This window comes from Burkholderia sp. 9775_39, from assembly GCF_015712225.1.
Classification (GTDB): Bacteria; Pseudomonadota; Gammaproteobacteria; order Burkholderiales; family Burkholderiaceae; genus Burkholderia; species Burkholderia cenocepacia.
Genome location: NZ_JACCQC010000037.1, coordinates 1 through 13,765 on the forward strand (window position 1 = coordinate 1; position 13,765 = coordinate 13,765).

Below are 13,765 nucleotides of genomic sequence, written 5' to 3' on the forward strand. Positions count from 1 at the left end.
CGAGATCGAAAGCGAGTCGGGTAAAAGGTGGAGCGGCTTCAGCGATGCAAACGGCTTTACTCAGCACATTTATACCGATGAACCAGAGTCTCTTTCTCTGACAGTGTACAAGGAGGTAGATGATGACAGCGACGAAGAAGCGTAAAACCGAGAAGCGTCACGTGAAGCACGCGTCGACGACCGGGACCGATCAGAAGTCGCTGGTGAAGGCAGTGGTACAGAACGACTCGGGCGAGTGGGTCCGGCCGTCAACGGGCGACAAGTTCGTGATCGACGAGACGCCAAAATTTCCGGAGATCACGTTCGAGATTAAGACCGAACAGCCTCCACCGTATCAATGGAAGTGGACGATTACATGGGACGCACAGGTGAGCGGACTACGGGAAAAGCCTCGCGGAAAGAAGCTCAAAACCTTCTCTGACACCGGTTCGTTCTCGATCAATGACAAAACGTGGGTGGCGGATCCGGGGGGGAAGATCTTGGGCGGGAAATTGGTCGTCGAGGTCACAGCGGGTACGGAGCAATTCCGACGCACCGTATTTATCGTGGGCACCAACCCGAGCAAGGACGCTGTCCTGGAGTTCCTGAAGACCCAGAAGGATGCCGTCGGCTTTGATCGTGTGATCAATCAGGAAAGTCACTTCAAGAATTTCATCAACGCGGATAACGAACCCGTCGTCGCATTCGACAACGGGTACGGCATGACGCAAATGACCAATCCAGCGCCCACCTACGAACAAGTGTGGAACTGGAAAGAGAACATCAAGGTCGGCATCAAGCTTTATCAAGAGAAGCAGGGGTATGCCAAGAACGACTTGGCTGGCCATCCATATACCGAAGACCAACTGATCCGGGCGACGTTCTCTCGATGGAACGGCAGTGTCTACTACCGGTGGGACGAATCATCGAAGGCATGGGTTCCCAATGGCACGATTATGTGCGATCCGGACACCAGCAACATTGGCTGGGATATGTCGAAAGATGCAAATAAGGGTAAGACTGTGGAAGAATTGCACAAGCGCGACAAGGACACTTACAAGAGTGGGAAGGCAGGTCGTTCCGATGAACACGCTTGGATCTATTCGGGTATCTGTTATGCAGACCACATGGCGAACAATTAAGAGGGTATTGTGTGGAGTGTTTGTCTGTGCTCTCAGCGTCGCCGCGCTTGCACAGACCCCGGCACCGCAGTTTGTACAGCTGAGCGCAGGACCCATTGTCCAGGAACATTCGCACCGGTTGGTGGTGACCGACGCGCGGCACGGCAAGTTGCGAACGCTCGAGGTTCCCGGCGCGATACGGCGTGCGTTGGTGTCGTCATCCAGCGTTGCATTTCCTGCGGCGCGGTCCAGCGTAATCGACGGCCATGAATTCATCATGGTGGTGGTCAATCAATCGTCTAGCGACAACCCAACGGGCTACTGCGGGGCCGGCGAGGAAGGAACGCTTTACGTACTACGCTTGGATGGCAAACGTGCAGAACTCGCCTACTCTACGCTGGTGCAGAGTTGCCTCAAGAATATCGACTTGTTTACCGATTCAGGGAACAAGTCTCCCTATCTTGCGATCGCGTGGACGGACGGCGGAGACGGCTTCTGGATTCACTGGGCGAATTACGCAAAACCAGAACCCGTTACTCGACGATATCGCTATGCGAATGGAAACTTCGTCGTCGATAGCGAGCTTCCTAAGTGACCGTGGATTTCTTCATCGCGCTCGACGGACGCGGGCGCCAGCCACCGACGCCGTTGAAGGACCTCAAGCCCACGGTTCTGCTCGTTCGCCCGGAGCAAGATCTTTGCTGGCGCGGCAGCGTATGGGTTCGCGGCGTCTTCGACGGGACGCATTGCATGCGCCTCACTGCCGTGGCCAACGGTACCCGTCTTGAGCAGACGGAGACGTTCTCCGGGTTGCTCGCCGGGCGATTGACCAAAGACGTGATCCAGGAAACGCGGCGTGAATTTCAGTTGATGAATACTGCGGTCAAGCGTCGCGCGGAAGCGAATCCGTCATGAGGCCGCATCGCCGATGCAGTCGACAACGGCAGTCGTGGGCCGACCATTTCGAGCCGATCGAGCTCGCTATCCAATTGGGCGCTGCATGACGATCAGATCGCCGGTAAGTCTCGGACTGTTCGCGCGTCGAATCTCCTCAAAGCCCTCGCGCTGCCAGAATGCGTGTGCACGAGGGTTGGTCGAGACGACTGCAAGTTGCGCGGCGCGATAGCCCCACTCGCCCGCCATCTCGATCAACAGCTTCAAAGCGGCCTTTCCATGGCCTCGGCCCTGCCTCGCTTCGGTGAGAAGCATCAGGCCAATCCATATGCAGTCGTCCGTCGGATACGAACGAATCACATCTGCGCAGCCGATCATCTCGCGTTCGGCAAAGAACCCGAAGACTGATTTTTGTGCTGCGTTCGTGCCCGCTGGCTTGCCGAAGAAGAAATCGTCGACGTCTTCCGGGGAGGGCGCGCGGCCTTCAACGAGTTCCGTGTACGACGGTGCTTCATTGAAGACGCGCAAGACGTTTGCGCAGTCGCTGGCGGATTCGCTGACAAGTGGGCGCGCTGTGAGCATCGGGTACTCGAGCGAAAGGGAAAGTTCGATTCTAAGCTGGCTCGTTCGGCAGTGGTGCGCTGCACCGTCGCCGCGAACGTCCGCTTTCGATGCGCGTCACGGACGGAGCCGCACCGATGGACGCAAGAGCCGAATGCCGGTCTCGGTCAAAACGGTGGCCGTGCAATCGTGGAGTAGTATGCCCCCATGCCCAGGTCATTGTCCGGCCTCTGCGGCTTCGTACAGCCGACTCATCCGTGACGGCGGCATTGATGGGAATGCATCATGTCAACCGAGTGGAAGCACCGCGTCAGACTGTTTGTCCAGCGCTTCTGGCAGCCGACCAGTGCGTGCATGACCTGCATGCCGGGGAGCTGGGGAAATATCACGAGCCTGCCCCACTGGACCATCGCATTTCATACGGGGCTGCTGACCGGGCTCCTGGCTGTACTTCTGACTTTCACGCCGGTGGGGAAACTCTATGCGCATCGATATGGCAATGCGCTGGTCGTTGGCGTCCTGACGACGTTGGGCGATGCGTACTCGCACACGAGTCATTACCGTATCCCCTATGTCGAGCACATCGTGACGGGTGCCATTTCAGGTCTATTGGCGCTTGCGGCCTCCTATCTCTTCGAAGATCGCGCGCGGCGCCTTCGTGCAGTGTGGGCTCGCGTTTCCGGACAGCTTATCCGCTGATTTTCCGGGCAACGTGCCGACAAGTGACCGTTGCGGGCCGGAAGGCGACGTCCACGGAAATCCACGAAGAACCTTTTTCATTGCACCGCATGTCGCAACTAACGGTCAGTTCCGCGCGCCGCCTTCCGACGGCGCGGCGGCGTCCCGCCCCGCGCGCCGTCGATGGATGACGACGATCAGCGTGCGGGCAGAGCGGCAACGCGTGACGCCGTGACCGCATCCGCGCGGAACCGGTCACGCGCCACCACATCACCGCATCACGCGCCGCCGAACGCGCGTCCCATCGGCTTCATCCGCATCCCGCGCGCGAGCCGGGTCCACGGCAGGTCCGCCGGGTCGGCCTGCATCGGCCCCGGCGCCTTGGCGACCAGCACCGCGTGCGCGATGTCCTGGAAATCGGCGCGGAAGTGCACCGAGCTCTTGTTGACGAGAATCTTCATCGCCTCCGGCTCGATTCCGCCCACCCGATACAGATTGCGATCGAGCATCTGCGCCTTGCCGGCGCTCACGACGATCCGCACGCCGTCGATCCGCAGGCACGCGACCGGCCCGACGTCGGCCTGCATGCCGTTCATCATCGGGCCGTCGTAGCGGCAAATGCCGTCGGACAGCGCGACGACCTCGAAGCGCGCGCGAAGCGGCTCGTCGCCGGGCACGCCCGAGCCGCCGAGCGACAGGTCGATGCGCGCGCCGGCTCCCGCGCGCCACGCCGCGGCCACCGCCGCCGGATCCCACAGCAGGCCGAGCGCCGCGTCCTGCGCGCCATGACGCAGCAGCGCGCGAAGCAGGCCCGTCGTATTCGAATCGCCGCCCGCGCCCGGGTTGTCCTGCGTGTCGGCGATCACGACCGGTTTGCTTGCGTCCGCCGCGAGCCGCATCGCCTCGCGCACGGCGTCGTCCGGCGACAGGAACGGCACCTGCCACTGCGCCTCGTCGGCCAGCATCGTGTCGTACAGCGTCTGTACGGCGGCCTCTACCGCGTCGGCGTCGCCATAGCCCCAGATGACCGGCCCGCATTCCGGGAAATCCGCGGCCGGGAAGCCCGGTGCGAACGACAGCGACACCACGCCGCCGGCTTCGAGCGCCGCAAGGCGCGCGTACATCGTGCAAGCGGGATCGAGCAGCGTGCACATCCCGTTGATCGGAATCAGGAACGGCAGCCGCCGCGCCGCGCGATGCAGCGGGCCGCGGCTCGCGAGCAGGCGTTCGAGCAGCGCGGCCGCGCGTGCGCCGGTTTCCGCCATGTCCACGTGCGGATACGTGCGAAAGGCGACCAGTGCGTCGGCGTGGCGCAGCATCAGGTCGGTCACGTTCGCGTGCAGATCGAGCGACGCGACCACCGGCACGTCCGGGCCGACCGCGGCGCGCACGCGCTCGAGCAGGGTGCCTTCGCCGTCGTCCGTGTGCTCGGCGACCATCGCGCCGTGCAGGTCCAGATACACCGCGTCGCAGTCGCCGCGTCGCGCCGCCTCGACGATCTCGCCGGCGATGCGTTCGAAGGCGTCCTCGGTGACGTGCGCCGACGGGCTCGCGCCGGCCCAGATCACCGGCAGCAAGCGCCAGCCGCGCCGCTCGGCCGCGTTGATGAAGCCGCCGGCCGGAATGTTGACGTCGCGTAGCGCGAGCACGTCGGCGCCGCGCACCAGCGCGGGAAATCCTTCGCCGCGTTCGAAGTTGGCATAGGCGGCCTTGGTGGGCGCGAAGGTATTGGTTTCATGCTGGAAACCGGCAACGAGAATGCGTCGGGTCATGTGTCTGAGTCCAGTAAAGCAGGTGGGTGTGCGGGGTCGATGGGGCGCTACGGTGCCGTCGCGGCACGCCGGTCAGCGCGCTGCGGCGGGCAGGCGGTTCATGATCAGCGCGACGGCGCCCGCGACCATCAGCGCGACGATCACGAGCAATCCCGCCTGCATGCTGCCGGTGGCGGTGCGGATCTCGCCGATCAGCGTCGGGCTGAGGAAGCCGCCGAACAGGCCGATCGTGTTGATGAGCGCGATGCCGCCGGCCGCCGCGTTGCCGGTCAGGTATTGCGACGGGATGGCCCAGAACACGGTGTAGGCCGCCCACAACAGCGCCGTGGCGATCGTCATGCAGACGAGCGAGATCGCGAGATTGCCGCCGGCCCAGGTCGCGGCGGCCAGCGCGGCCGCGCCGACGAGCGCCGACACCGCGCTGTGCCAGCGGCGTTCGCCGCGCCGGTCCGAGCGCCGGCCGATCACGAGCATCGCGCAGGCGGCGCCGATGTACGGAATCATCGAATAGAAGCCGATCTGCATCGTGTCGGTCACGCCGTTGGCCTTGAGGATCGACGGCAGCCAGAAGCTGACCGCGTAGATTCCGCAGATCATCGTGAAGTACGCGAACGCCAGCAGGTAGACGCGCGGGTCGCGCGCTGCCTGCCCGAACGCGTGGTGGCCGGCCGCGGGCGTCTGCAGCTCGGTGGCGAGCAGGCTTTTCTCGCGGTCGCTCAGCCACGTCGCATCGTCCGGGCGATCGGCCAGTACCTTCAGCACCAGCAGGCCGAGCACCGCGCACGGCAAGCCTTCCGCGACGAACATCCACTGCCAGCCGGCCAGCCCGTGCGCGCCGTCGAGGGCCGTCATCAGCCAGGTCGACAGCGGCGAGCCGACGATGCCGCCGATCGGCCCGGCCAGCATCACGACGGCCATCACGCCGGCCATGCGGCGCGGGCCGTACCAGTAGGTCAGGTAGAAGATCATGCCCGGCGCGAAGCCGGCCTCGAACACGCCGAGCAGAAAGCGCAGCACGTAGAACGACGTGGTGTCGTGCACGAACATCATCGCGGCGGACGTGAGCCCCCACAGCACCATGATCCGGCTGATGGTCTTGCGCGCGCCGATCCGGGGCAGCATCAGGTTGCTCGGAATCTCGAACAGCACGTAGCCGAGGAAGAAAATGCCCGCGCCGAGGCCGTAGGCCGCGTCGGAGAAGCCGAGCGCGCTTTGCATGTGAAGTTTCGCGAAGCCGATGTTGACGCGATCGAGATACGCGAACGTGTAGCAGAGCAACAGCAGCGGCAGCAGGCGCCAGTTCAGTTTGCGGTACAGCGCCTGTACTGGCGCGCTGTCGTGCGCGACCGGACGGCGGGAGGTTGGGACGGCGGACATGTCGCTCTCCAGTGGCGTAAGCGGGTTGCGGGACGGGTTCCGATTGCCGCATCGTCGAAGAGCCGAAAAAGCAGAGCAAGAGCAACTTAAGTGATCTAATGTTGCTCGACAGGCAACACTCGGGCAAACCGCCAGCAAACATCAGACAGACCGGACACGCCATGCGCGAACTCAACCAGCGCCGCTTGCGCTACTTCCACGAGGTGCTGACCCACGGCTCCATCCGCGGCGCGGCCGACAGCATCAATACCGCGCCGTCCGTGATCACGCGGCAGATTCGCCTGCTCGAGGAGGAAATCGGCGTCGAGCTGTTCGAACGGCAGGCGCGCGGCGTGCGGCCGACCGAGGCGGCCGCGCATCTGCTCGAATACTGGCGCGGTTGCCGCTCGCAGCAGGAATTGTTCGAGGAACGCCTGCAGGCGTTGCGGCGGCTGCAATCCGGCCAGGTGCGCATCGTCACCAGCGAAGGCTACGTCGACGTGCTGATGGACGAGGTGCTGACCGATTTCTGCATGCGTTACCCGAAGCTCGACGTGATCGTCGATGTGCTGCCCGTCAACAACGTGCTGCAGGAAGTGGCGGAGAGCCGCGCGCACATCGGGCTCGCGTACAACCCGCCGGCTCATCCGGAGATCGCGTATCTCGCCACGTCGTCGCAGCCGGTGGTGGCGCTCGTTCATGCCGGCCATCCGCTCGCGGTGCGGGGCGGCGCGGTGCGCGCGCACGAACTCGGCGAATATCCGCTCGCACTGATGCCGCCGGCGTTCGGCCTCGGTCAGGTCGCGCAGATGCTGGCGTATACCGAGAACCTGCCGATCCGTCCGACGCTGACGACCAACTCGCTCGCGGTGTTGCGCCATTTCGTGAAGCGCCACGAGGGGATTACGTTGATCGGCGCATTCGCCGCGTATCGCGAACTCGAGAGCGGCGAACTCGTCGCGCTGCCGATCGCGCATCCGTTGTTCGATTCCGCGAAAGCGCGCCTGCTCGTGAAGGCGGGGCGGCCGCTCGGCGTCGCGGCCGATACGTTGCTGAACTGCCTGCTGCACGACATGACGATGTTCGCGGGAGCGGCGACGCGTCGGGGCCCGACCGGGAAACGGCCGCGCGCGGCGAAGCGCGCGCGTTGACGGCGCTGTCGCCGGAGGCGACGCTCAGGCGTCGGCGCGTCGTGTGTCGTTGACAGGCCGTCCGCTGCCTTCCGCGATGCGATTTCCCGGCAAGCCGTCGCGCCGGGCTCCCGTTCCCTTTCCCGCCACCCGCCGAAACGACATCGGCGCGGCGCTTCATTCGTCGCGCCTACTCGGGTTACTCGGTACGCAATTTCTCGACAGTCCGCAATAAGTTGATATCTCGTCGCGGCACCGCTCACTACCATCCATCGATATCGAATCCACCCGATGGGCGGGCGGTTTGACGGAGCCACCTCGCGTGGCGTGAGTGTCGATGGAACGAAGCACGAGCATCGAGGCAGGACGCCGGCGGGCGTCGGCATGGATCGCGATCGCGTTGACGCTGCTGCTGGCGTACGGCGTCGCGAGGCATGTGTCGCGGGCATCGCCGGCGCTGCCGCAGCAACGGCATTTTTCCGTCGACGTGGACCGCGACCGGGCGCCGTGGGCGCGACCCGTGATCGCGATTCACGAAGGCATGCCGGTGCATATCGACGTGCATGCGCGGGAAACCGGCGTCCTGATGGCGCACGAAATACCGGGGGCGTTGGCGGCATGCGCGTCCGGCAGCACGCAGTCGCTGGATATTGTCCCGGTCGGCATCACCGGGCGTTTCTCGCTGCATTTCCACAGCCGGACCGGTGACACGATCGAGGTCGCCGTGATCGAAATCTATCCGGGGCCGTGACCGCAGCGCATTTTCACCACGACAAACAAGACGGAAGGAGACAACGATGCAATCACCGATTCGCGCAGCGTTCGCGCTGTCGCTCTGCATGTTCGTGCTGACCGGCTGCGGCGGAGAAGCCGATGACACGCCGGCGGCCACGCCCGGCGTGTCCGTGGCCGACTATGTCGTGCCGCGGGCGCCGAGCTGCAGCCCGGGCGATACGCCCGAGACCGCGCTGCAGGGGCAGGTGCCGGCCGCACTTCGACAGGCCGGCTTCGGTGGCTTCAACTGCAACCTCAAGCGCGTGAGCCAGGTTCAGGGCGAAGGCGCGTCGTGGTCGGCCGCCACGTATACCGACAGGAAAGGCCAGACCTGCTTCTATCACGCGACGATGGGCGCGAACGCGCTGTTCAACAATCCCGATGCGCCGCCGCGCGTGAACCCGGGCGTGCCGGTGATCGACATCACCAACCCGGCGCGGCCGGTGCGGGTGAGCTCGCTGACGTCCACGTCGATGATCGATCCGTGGGAGTCGCTGCGCGTGAACGTCGCGCGCGGGATCCTCGCCGCCGACAACGGCCTGGGCGGCGGTGGCGGCCCGGAGATCGACCTGTACGACATTGCTTCGGATTGCACACGGCCGCAGTTGCTGGCGAGCGTGCCGGTCGGCACGGGCGCGGACGGCGGTATCGTACCGACCACCCGGTCGCTCGGCCACGAAGGCGGATTTTCACCCGACGGGCTGACCTATTACGTCGGCGGCGCCTTCACGAAAAGCTACTACGCGATCGACCTTACCGTGCCGACCCGACCGAAGATGATTTCCGCGATCGGCCTGCCGGATCTGGGCATGGGCAGCTTTTCGCACGGCCTGTCGGTGAGCCAGGACGGAACGCGGGCGTACTTCGTCGCGTCGGGGAACGGCGGTGCGGCCGTCGGCATGAGTGCGCCGCCGCTGAACGACGCGAACGCGACCGGCGACAACGGCTTTTTCGTCGTCGATACCAGCGAAGTGCAGAGCCGGCGTCCCAACGCGCGGATGCACCGGATCGCGACCGTGCCGGTGCGGAACGGGAGCGTCGCGCAACATACGATCTCGTTCGCCGTGGCGGGCAAACCGTATCTGATCGAAGTCGACGAGGGCGGGGGCGGCGGGCTCCAGGATCCGGGCGCAACGGCGGTCAAAGCCGCATGCAATGCCGGTGTGGCGCCGTTCCCGATGGGGCACATCTACGACATGTCCAACGAAGCTGCGCCGCGGCTGGTGTCGGAGCTCCGGCTCGAAACGCACGCGATCGCGAACTGCAGCCAGGTCATTCCCGATATCACCGGCCTGACCACATTCACGTACGGCGCGCACTACTGCAGCGTCGACAACCGGCAGAACGCGACCGCGCTCGCGTGCAGTTACTTCAACTCCGGCATTCGCGTCTTCGACATTCGCGATCCGTCGAAGCCGAAGGAGATCGCGTACTACAACCCGGCTTCGGTGAAGTCGCCCGGCGCGGGCTCGGCGCATCTGATGTTCGGTCAGTACCGTGCGGGCGGGCCGGACTGGTGTGCGTCGCGTCTCGATTTCGATTTCGATCGCCACCTGCTGACCACCGCATGCCAGGACAACGGCATGCTCGTGTTGTCGTTCGAGAACGACAGTTGGCCGTTCCCCGAAAGCACGAAGGCGACGGAGATCGGCAATTGATGCGCTTTCGCCGTGACCTGCTGGTTTGCGCGATTGCGCTCGCGATGCCGCTGACGTGTGCCGGTTTCGAGGCCGACGTGCACTTCGGCCTCACGCTTTGGCTGGCACGGCAGGCCGGCTTCGCGCCGCGCGACGCCGAGGCCATTGCGCTCGCGGATCAACGCATCGATGCAGGATCGATCGAGTACATGACATCGCCGTTGCAGTACGCGTGCCTGTCGCGCTTTGTCCCCGATGCGCTCGATGCGCAGGCCCGACACTATCCGGGCGCGCCCAGCGTACCGGTCGATGCGCAGGCAAGAGCCGTAGTGCCCGGTGGGCCGGCTGCGCTCGCGCCCGTCGACGCGGCGCTCGGCAAGGCCGGCGGCGGCAAGGCCGCATTCATGCTCGGCGAATTCGGCCGCGCGCTCCATGGCTGGCAGGATTCGTGGGCGCATCGCGGTGTGCCGTCCGTTCCGGACTGGAGCCGCGACGGCATCGCGTGCGATGCCGGTCTGGCGATGGCGGCGCCGCTCGATCGACACACATCGTCTAGCCACGCGGCCGAGCTGACCTGGCGTCGGGTCGCCGATGTGGAAGCGATGGCGCAGGCGACCTACCTTCAGATGATCCGGTATCCGGCTATCGATGGAGCGGCGCGGCAGGCGGCACCCTGGGATCAAGTCCGGCAACGGCTTCCCGACTTCGTCGCTGCGCGAACGAAGCGCGCGAAGTCGGACTGGTTCGTCGCGAACGGCATCGCGGATACGTCGTTTCTCGACGGTATCAGCCTGCCCGACGGGCCTGCGTGGAAAACCGTCCGATGGCATGGGCGGCGCGACCTGCCCGCGCCGCTGCCGTCGGCGATGCAAGCTGGCGTCGACAAGGACATCGTCGATTTCTACACACGCTTTCTCAGCGACTGGGTCACGACGTCGCCGGTCGACAAGCGCTGGCTGCCCGCGATTTCGGTCGAGCGCGGGCAGAAGCCTGACGATGCGTTGGTCAACGCGCTGGTTGGATGGAGACTGAGGGATCACGGCGCTTATCTGGCCGTCGAGGGGTTACCGCATTCGGCGACGCATTCGCTCGCACCTGCGCGCAATCGCACGTCGTTCGAGGTGTTCAGGTCATTGAACGACGCCGTGCTGCCGCTGATCGTCGAAGGCGAGAAGCCGTCCCCCGTCCTGCCTTTCGTGGTGTTTGCGCTACCGTGGTCGAGCGCCGGCCACCCGCGCGCCGTTGCACTCGTCAAACTGCTCGACGCACCGTACGACACCGTGGGGATCGTGTCGGAGAAGCGCAATGGAATCGGCTGGAAGGTGACGGGATGGGTCTCGTCGGCCGACTACTGATCGGGAAGACGTCGAAATGCGTGACGATATCGTGCATCAATCGGCGCGGGCGAGCGGCCAGTTCGAAGGTGTCGCATTGCACGGAAAGGGATGGCTGACCTTCGGGCTCGCATGGATTGTCTTGTGCACGCCAACCGGCGCGAGCGCCCACGCATGGAATATCCCGTACTACCTTCCGGTGCCGTTGTGGCTGTATGCGTATGCCGCAACGGGCACGCTGATGGTGTCCTTCATGATCCTTGCGTTTGCGTCGGGCATGCGCGCACCCGAGCCGGGAAGGCGATCCGAAACCTGGACGAAAGCGCTGCGAATCCCGGTTCCGCTCGTGAACGCCGCGCAAATCGCGAGTGCGGTATTCGTCGCGCTCCTGGTCGTGGCCGGCCTCGCGGGAACCACGAATCCGTTCCTGAACTTGGCGATGCCGGGCTTCTGGATCTGGTTCTATCTGGGCGCTTTGTATGTCAGCGCGATATTGGGTGACGTCTATGCATTCACCAATCCGTTTGCGCTTCTGTTGCGAATCGCCGTGCGCTGTTTCCCCGTCCTGGAGCGCGGGCGCTATCGTTATCCCGAACATCTCGCCTCGTGGCCCGCGTTGGGCGGCTATATCGCGCTCATCGCGCTGGAACTGTTCGGCGCGGGGCGCCCCCGAGACGTCGGCCTGTTCCTCGTCGCGTATGCCGCGTATGCGCTGATTGGTGCGTTCTGCTTCGGGCGCGAGCGCTGGCTCGCCCACGGCGATACGTTCGGCGTGCTGTGCAGGCTATGCGCGAAGCTGTCGCCGCTGAAATGGCGTGGGGCAGCGCGTCGTCACGTGATCGTGGAATCGAGAAAGCCGGTCGCGGACATGTCGCGCGACGGGCCGGCGGATACCAGCGTCATCGCCGTTCTGTCGTTCATGCTGTCGTCGACGGCCTACGACGGCTTGCGCGATACGGCTACGTGGCACGCATTCTTCTGGCGCAGCATCTATCCGCACGTCGTCGATCTGTTTCCGTCGCTCGGCCGGCACTACGCTTTTTCAGCGGACATCCTGCTGATCTGGCAATGGCTGGCGTTCGCGATCATCGGCATCGCGTATTACCTGGTGTTCCGGGGCTGCTGCACGCTCGGCGCGATCAGTTCGCGTTCGTCGTCGGGCGGAGCGTCGTTCTCGCGGCAGTTCTGTCTGATACTGCTGCCGATCGCGTTCTTCTACAACGTCTGCCATTACTTCACGCTGTTCTGGGATCAGGGGCGGCAGATCTTCCGGCTCGCGTCCGATCCGCTCGGCCTCGGGTGGAATCTGCTGCCGGTGGCGGCCGCGGCCGATCAGATGTCGGCGGCCCAGACGCTCATCGACGTCGGATACATCTGGCATGCGCAGGTGCTCCTGATTCTCGCCGGGCACGTCGTGAGCGTGATGCTCACGCATGCGATTGCCGTCCGGAGCGGCCGTCCGGCCGCAACGGCGACCGTCGGCCAGTTGCCGCTGCTGGTGCTGACGATCGCATTGACGATCAGCGGCCTGTGGATTCTGTCGCTTCCGCTGGCGTAGCGGTCGCGGCGCGCGGCTTGAGTGCGGAGGGCGACACGCCCCACCGCTTGCGGAATGTCGCCGAAAAGTGGCTCGCCGACGAGAAGCCGCAGTCGATCGCGGCTTCCGTCACGCCGTATGCCCCGCGCTCGATCAGGCGGCGGGCGGCTTGAAGGCGGTTCTCGATGATGTACTGGTGCGGCGTCAGTCCGTTGGCCTTTCTGAAGCTCCGGATGAACGAATAGAGATCGCCCGGGTAGCCGACCGCATCGGCCACCATCATCAGCGTCAGCGGGCCGCGGAAATGGTCCCTGATGTACTCACCGGCCTTGCGCATCATGCCGGCATGCGCATATTGCTTCGCCTGCGGCCGAGCTTCCAGGTGCAGCATGCGGTGCAGCGCGGCTGAGCCGAGCGCTTCCGCATAGGTCGGGCCCTGCGGCATCCCCGCGACGGCGTCTTCATGGAGGCTGCGGACGATCTGTGTGAGCAGGTCGTCGATCACGTCCATCCGGAGCGCGGCCGACGCGAACCAGACGTCGCTTTGCAGCCCTGTCCGCGACAGCCATGACGGTTCGAAGTGGACGCTGATCCACTCGATTTCATCGGACCATCGGCCGGAAAACGAGAAGCCGGGCGGAACATAAGCCAGCGGTCCGCGGATGCGGGTCGGTGCCCACCGGCCGGTGTTCGTTCGCAGCTCGAGTGTCGTGGGCGCCTGCAGATACATGCCCAGGATCGGGCCGGTCGTCTCCAGATCGACGATTTCCGTGGCGCCAGCGATGTAGTGCTCGATCGAGACCGCGGCGAACGATGGTGCGACGGGCTGCCTTTTCCACTTGTGCGGCGGATGCCAACTGACGCGGCTTCCGTTCGGCGCAATCGCGCAGACGTCCCTCATGGCTGGCCGGCTGATCACGCGTTCTCCTTTCGTCTGATCTGGCGAGCGGTTCCCGAGATGCGATTCGATGCCTCGATGGCATCGCGCAAGC

The 13,765-nt window shown here is 64.7% G+C and carries 13 protein-coding genes; 9 read left to right on the forward strand and 4 right to left on the reverse strand.

The annotated features are described in order from the left end of the window. The first annotated feature begins 122 nt into the window (after nucleotides 1–122). Genes H0X90_RS31815 through H0X90_RS31825 form a run of 3 tightly spaced genes read left to right on the forward strand, consistent with a single transcriptional unit; the run spans nucleotide 123 to nucleotide 2,015 of the window. Nucleotides 123–1,121 carry a hypothetical protein gene (locus H0X90_RS31815; protein WP_226245371.1) on the forward strand — a complete coding sequence of 333 codons (999 nt, stop codon included), beginning with the start codon at nucleotides 123–125 and terminating at the stop codon, nucleotides 1,119–1,121. Next, nucleotides 1,096–1,695 (forward strand): hypothetical protein, encoded by a 600-nt coding sequence (locus H0X90_RS31820; RefSeq protein ID WP_125331519.1) that lies wholly within the window; start codon nucleotides 1,096–1,098, stop codon nucleotides 1,693–1,695. Before H0X90_RS31815 ends, H0X90_RS31820 begins: the two co-directional genes overlap by 26 nt. Continuing rightward, on the forward strand, nucleotides 1,692–2,015 hold the full coding sequence (locus H0X90_RS31825; RefSeq protein WP_062885003.1) for a hypothetical protein: 324 nt from the start codon (nucleotides 1,692–1,694) through the stop codon (nucleotides 2,013–2,015). The genes H0X90_RS31820 and H0X90_RS31825 overlap by 4 nt, the downstream gene beginning before the upstream one ends. A gap of 66 nt (nucleotides 2,016–2,081) precedes the next feature. On the opposite strand, the gene H0X90_RS31830 is transcribed toward H0X90_RS31825, so the two are convergent. Then, entirely contained in the window at nucleotides 2,082–2,576 is a 495-nt protein-coding gene (locus H0X90_RS31830) for a GNAT family N-acetyltransferase (RefSeq protein WP_077190625.1), read from the reverse strand. A 264-nt stretch (nucleotides 2,577–2,840) separates the two neighbouring features. On the opposite strand from H0X90_RS31830, the gene H0X90_RS31835 reads away from it, so the two are divergent. Continuing rightward, a complete protein-coding gene (locus H0X90_RS31835) occupies nucleotides 2,841–3,254 on the forward strand; it encodes a hypothetical protein (protein ID WP_034203245.1) in 414 nt (137 codons plus the stop codon). Between the two features lie 257 nt (nucleotides 3,255–3,511). On the opposite strand, the gene H0X90_RS31840 is transcribed toward H0X90_RS31835, so the two are convergent. Both H0X90_RS31840 and H0X90_RS31845 read right to left on the reverse strand, forming a co-directional pair. Beyond that, nucleotides 3,512–5,005 (reverse strand): M81 family metallopeptidase, encoded by a 1,494-nt coding sequence (locus tag H0X90_RS31840; RefSeq protein ID WP_077190626.1) that lies wholly within the window; start codon nucleotides 5,003–5,005, stop codon nucleotides 3,512–3,514. A gap of 72 nt (nucleotides 5,006–5,077) precedes the next feature. Continuing rightward, entirely contained in the window at nucleotides 5,078–6,382 is a 1,305-nt protein-coding gene (locus H0X90_RS31845; RefSeq protein ID WP_006494237.1) for an MFS transporter, read from the reverse strand. 161 nt (nucleotides 6,383–6,543) lie between these two features. Between H0X90_RS31845 and H0X90_RS31850 the strand changes: the two genes are divergently transcribed. The 5 genes from H0X90_RS31850 (at nucleotide 6,544) to H0X90_RS31870 (ending at nucleotide 12,794) form a co-directional block, all read left to right on the forward strand. Continuing rightward, nucleotides 6,544–7,512, forward strand: coding sequence for a LysR family transcriptional regulator (locus H0X90_RS31850; RefSeq protein WP_006484475.1), 969 nt, complete (start codon nucleotides 6,544–6,546; stop codon nucleotides 7,510–7,512). 316 nt (nucleotides 7,513–7,828) lie between these two features. Further along, nucleotides 7,829–8,242, forward strand: a complete 414-nt coding sequence (locus H0X90_RS31855; protein WP_006494239.1) for a hypothetical protein — start codon at nucleotides 7,829–7,831, stop codon at nucleotides 8,240–8,242. A gap of 46 nt (nucleotides 8,243–8,288) precedes the next feature. Next, the gene (locus H0X90_RS31860) at nucleotides 8,289–9,923 is read left to right on the forward strand and encodes an LVIVD repeat-containing protein (RefSeq protein WP_077190627.1); all 1,635 of its coding nucleotides are present in this window, start codon (nucleotides 8,289–8,291) and stop codon (nucleotides 9,921–9,923) included. A gap of 44 nt (nucleotides 9,924–9,967) precedes the next feature. Then, entirely contained in the window at nucleotides 9,968–11,257 is a 1,290-nt protein-coding gene (locus tag H0X90_RS31865) for a DUF6765 family protein (RefSeq protein ID WP_226245373.1), read from the forward strand. Between the two features lie 16 nt (nucleotides 11,258–11,273). Continuing rightward, a complete protein-coding gene (locus H0X90_RS31870; protein WP_102898542.1) occupies nucleotides 11,274–12,794 on the forward strand; it encodes a hypothetical protein in 1,521 nt (506 codons plus the stop codon). Here H0X90_RS31870 and H0X90_RS31875 read toward each other — a convergent pair. Then, on the reverse strand, nucleotides 12,757–13,692 hold the full coding sequence (locus H0X90_RS31875) for an AraC family transcriptional regulator (RefSeq protein ID WP_171984174.1): 936 nt from the start codon (nucleotides 13,690–13,692) through the stop codon (nucleotides 12,757–12,759). The genes H0X90_RS31870 and H0X90_RS31875 overlap by 38 nt on opposite strands. Nucleotides 13,693–13,765 lie beyond the last annotated feature (73 nt).

Coding starts and splice junctions, on each gene's coding strand:
- H0X90_RS31860 (WP_077190627.1), top strand. CDS start 8,289: ATGCAATCACCGATTCGCGCAGCGTTCGCGCTGTCGCTCTGCATGTTC.
- H0X90_RS31845 (WP_006494237.1), bottom strand. CDS start 6,382: ATGTCCGCCGTCCCAACCTCCCGCCGTCCGGTCGCGCACGACAGCGCG.
- H0X90_RS31815 (WP_226245371.1), top strand. CDS start 123: ATGACAGCGACGAAGAAGCGTAAAACCGAGAAGCGTCACGTGAAGCAC.
- H0X90_RS31835 (WP_034203245.1), top strand. CDS start 2,841: ATGTCAACCGAGTGGAAGCACCGCGTCAGACTGTTTGTCCAGCGCTTC.
- H0X90_RS31865 (WP_226245373.1), top strand. CDS start 9,968: ATGCCGCTGACGTGTGCCGGTTTCGAGGCCGACGTGCACTTCGGCCTC.
- H0X90_RS31870 (WP_102898542.1), top strand. CDS start 11,274: ATGCGTGACGATATCGTGCATCAATCGGCGCGGGCGAGCGGCCAGTTC.
- H0X90_RS31850 (WP_006484475.1), top strand. CDS start 6,544: ATGCGCGAACTCAACCAGCGCCGCTTGCGCTACTTCCACGAGGTGCTG.
- H0X90_RS31855 (WP_006494239.1), top strand. CDS start 7,829: ATGGAACGAAGCACGAGCATCGAGGCAGGACGCCGGCGGGCGTCGGCA.
- H0X90_RS31820 (WP_125331519.1), top strand. CDS start 1,096: ATGCAGACCACATGGCGAACAATTAAGAGGGTATTGTGTGGAGTGTTT.
- H0X90_RS31830 (WP_077190625.1), bottom strand. CDS start 2,576: ATGCTCACAGCGCGCCCACTTGTCAGCGAATCCGCCAGCGACTGCGCA.
- H0X90_RS31840 (WP_077190626.1), bottom strand. CDS start 5,005: ATGACCCGACGCATTCTCGTTGCCGGTTTCCAGCATGAAACCAATACC.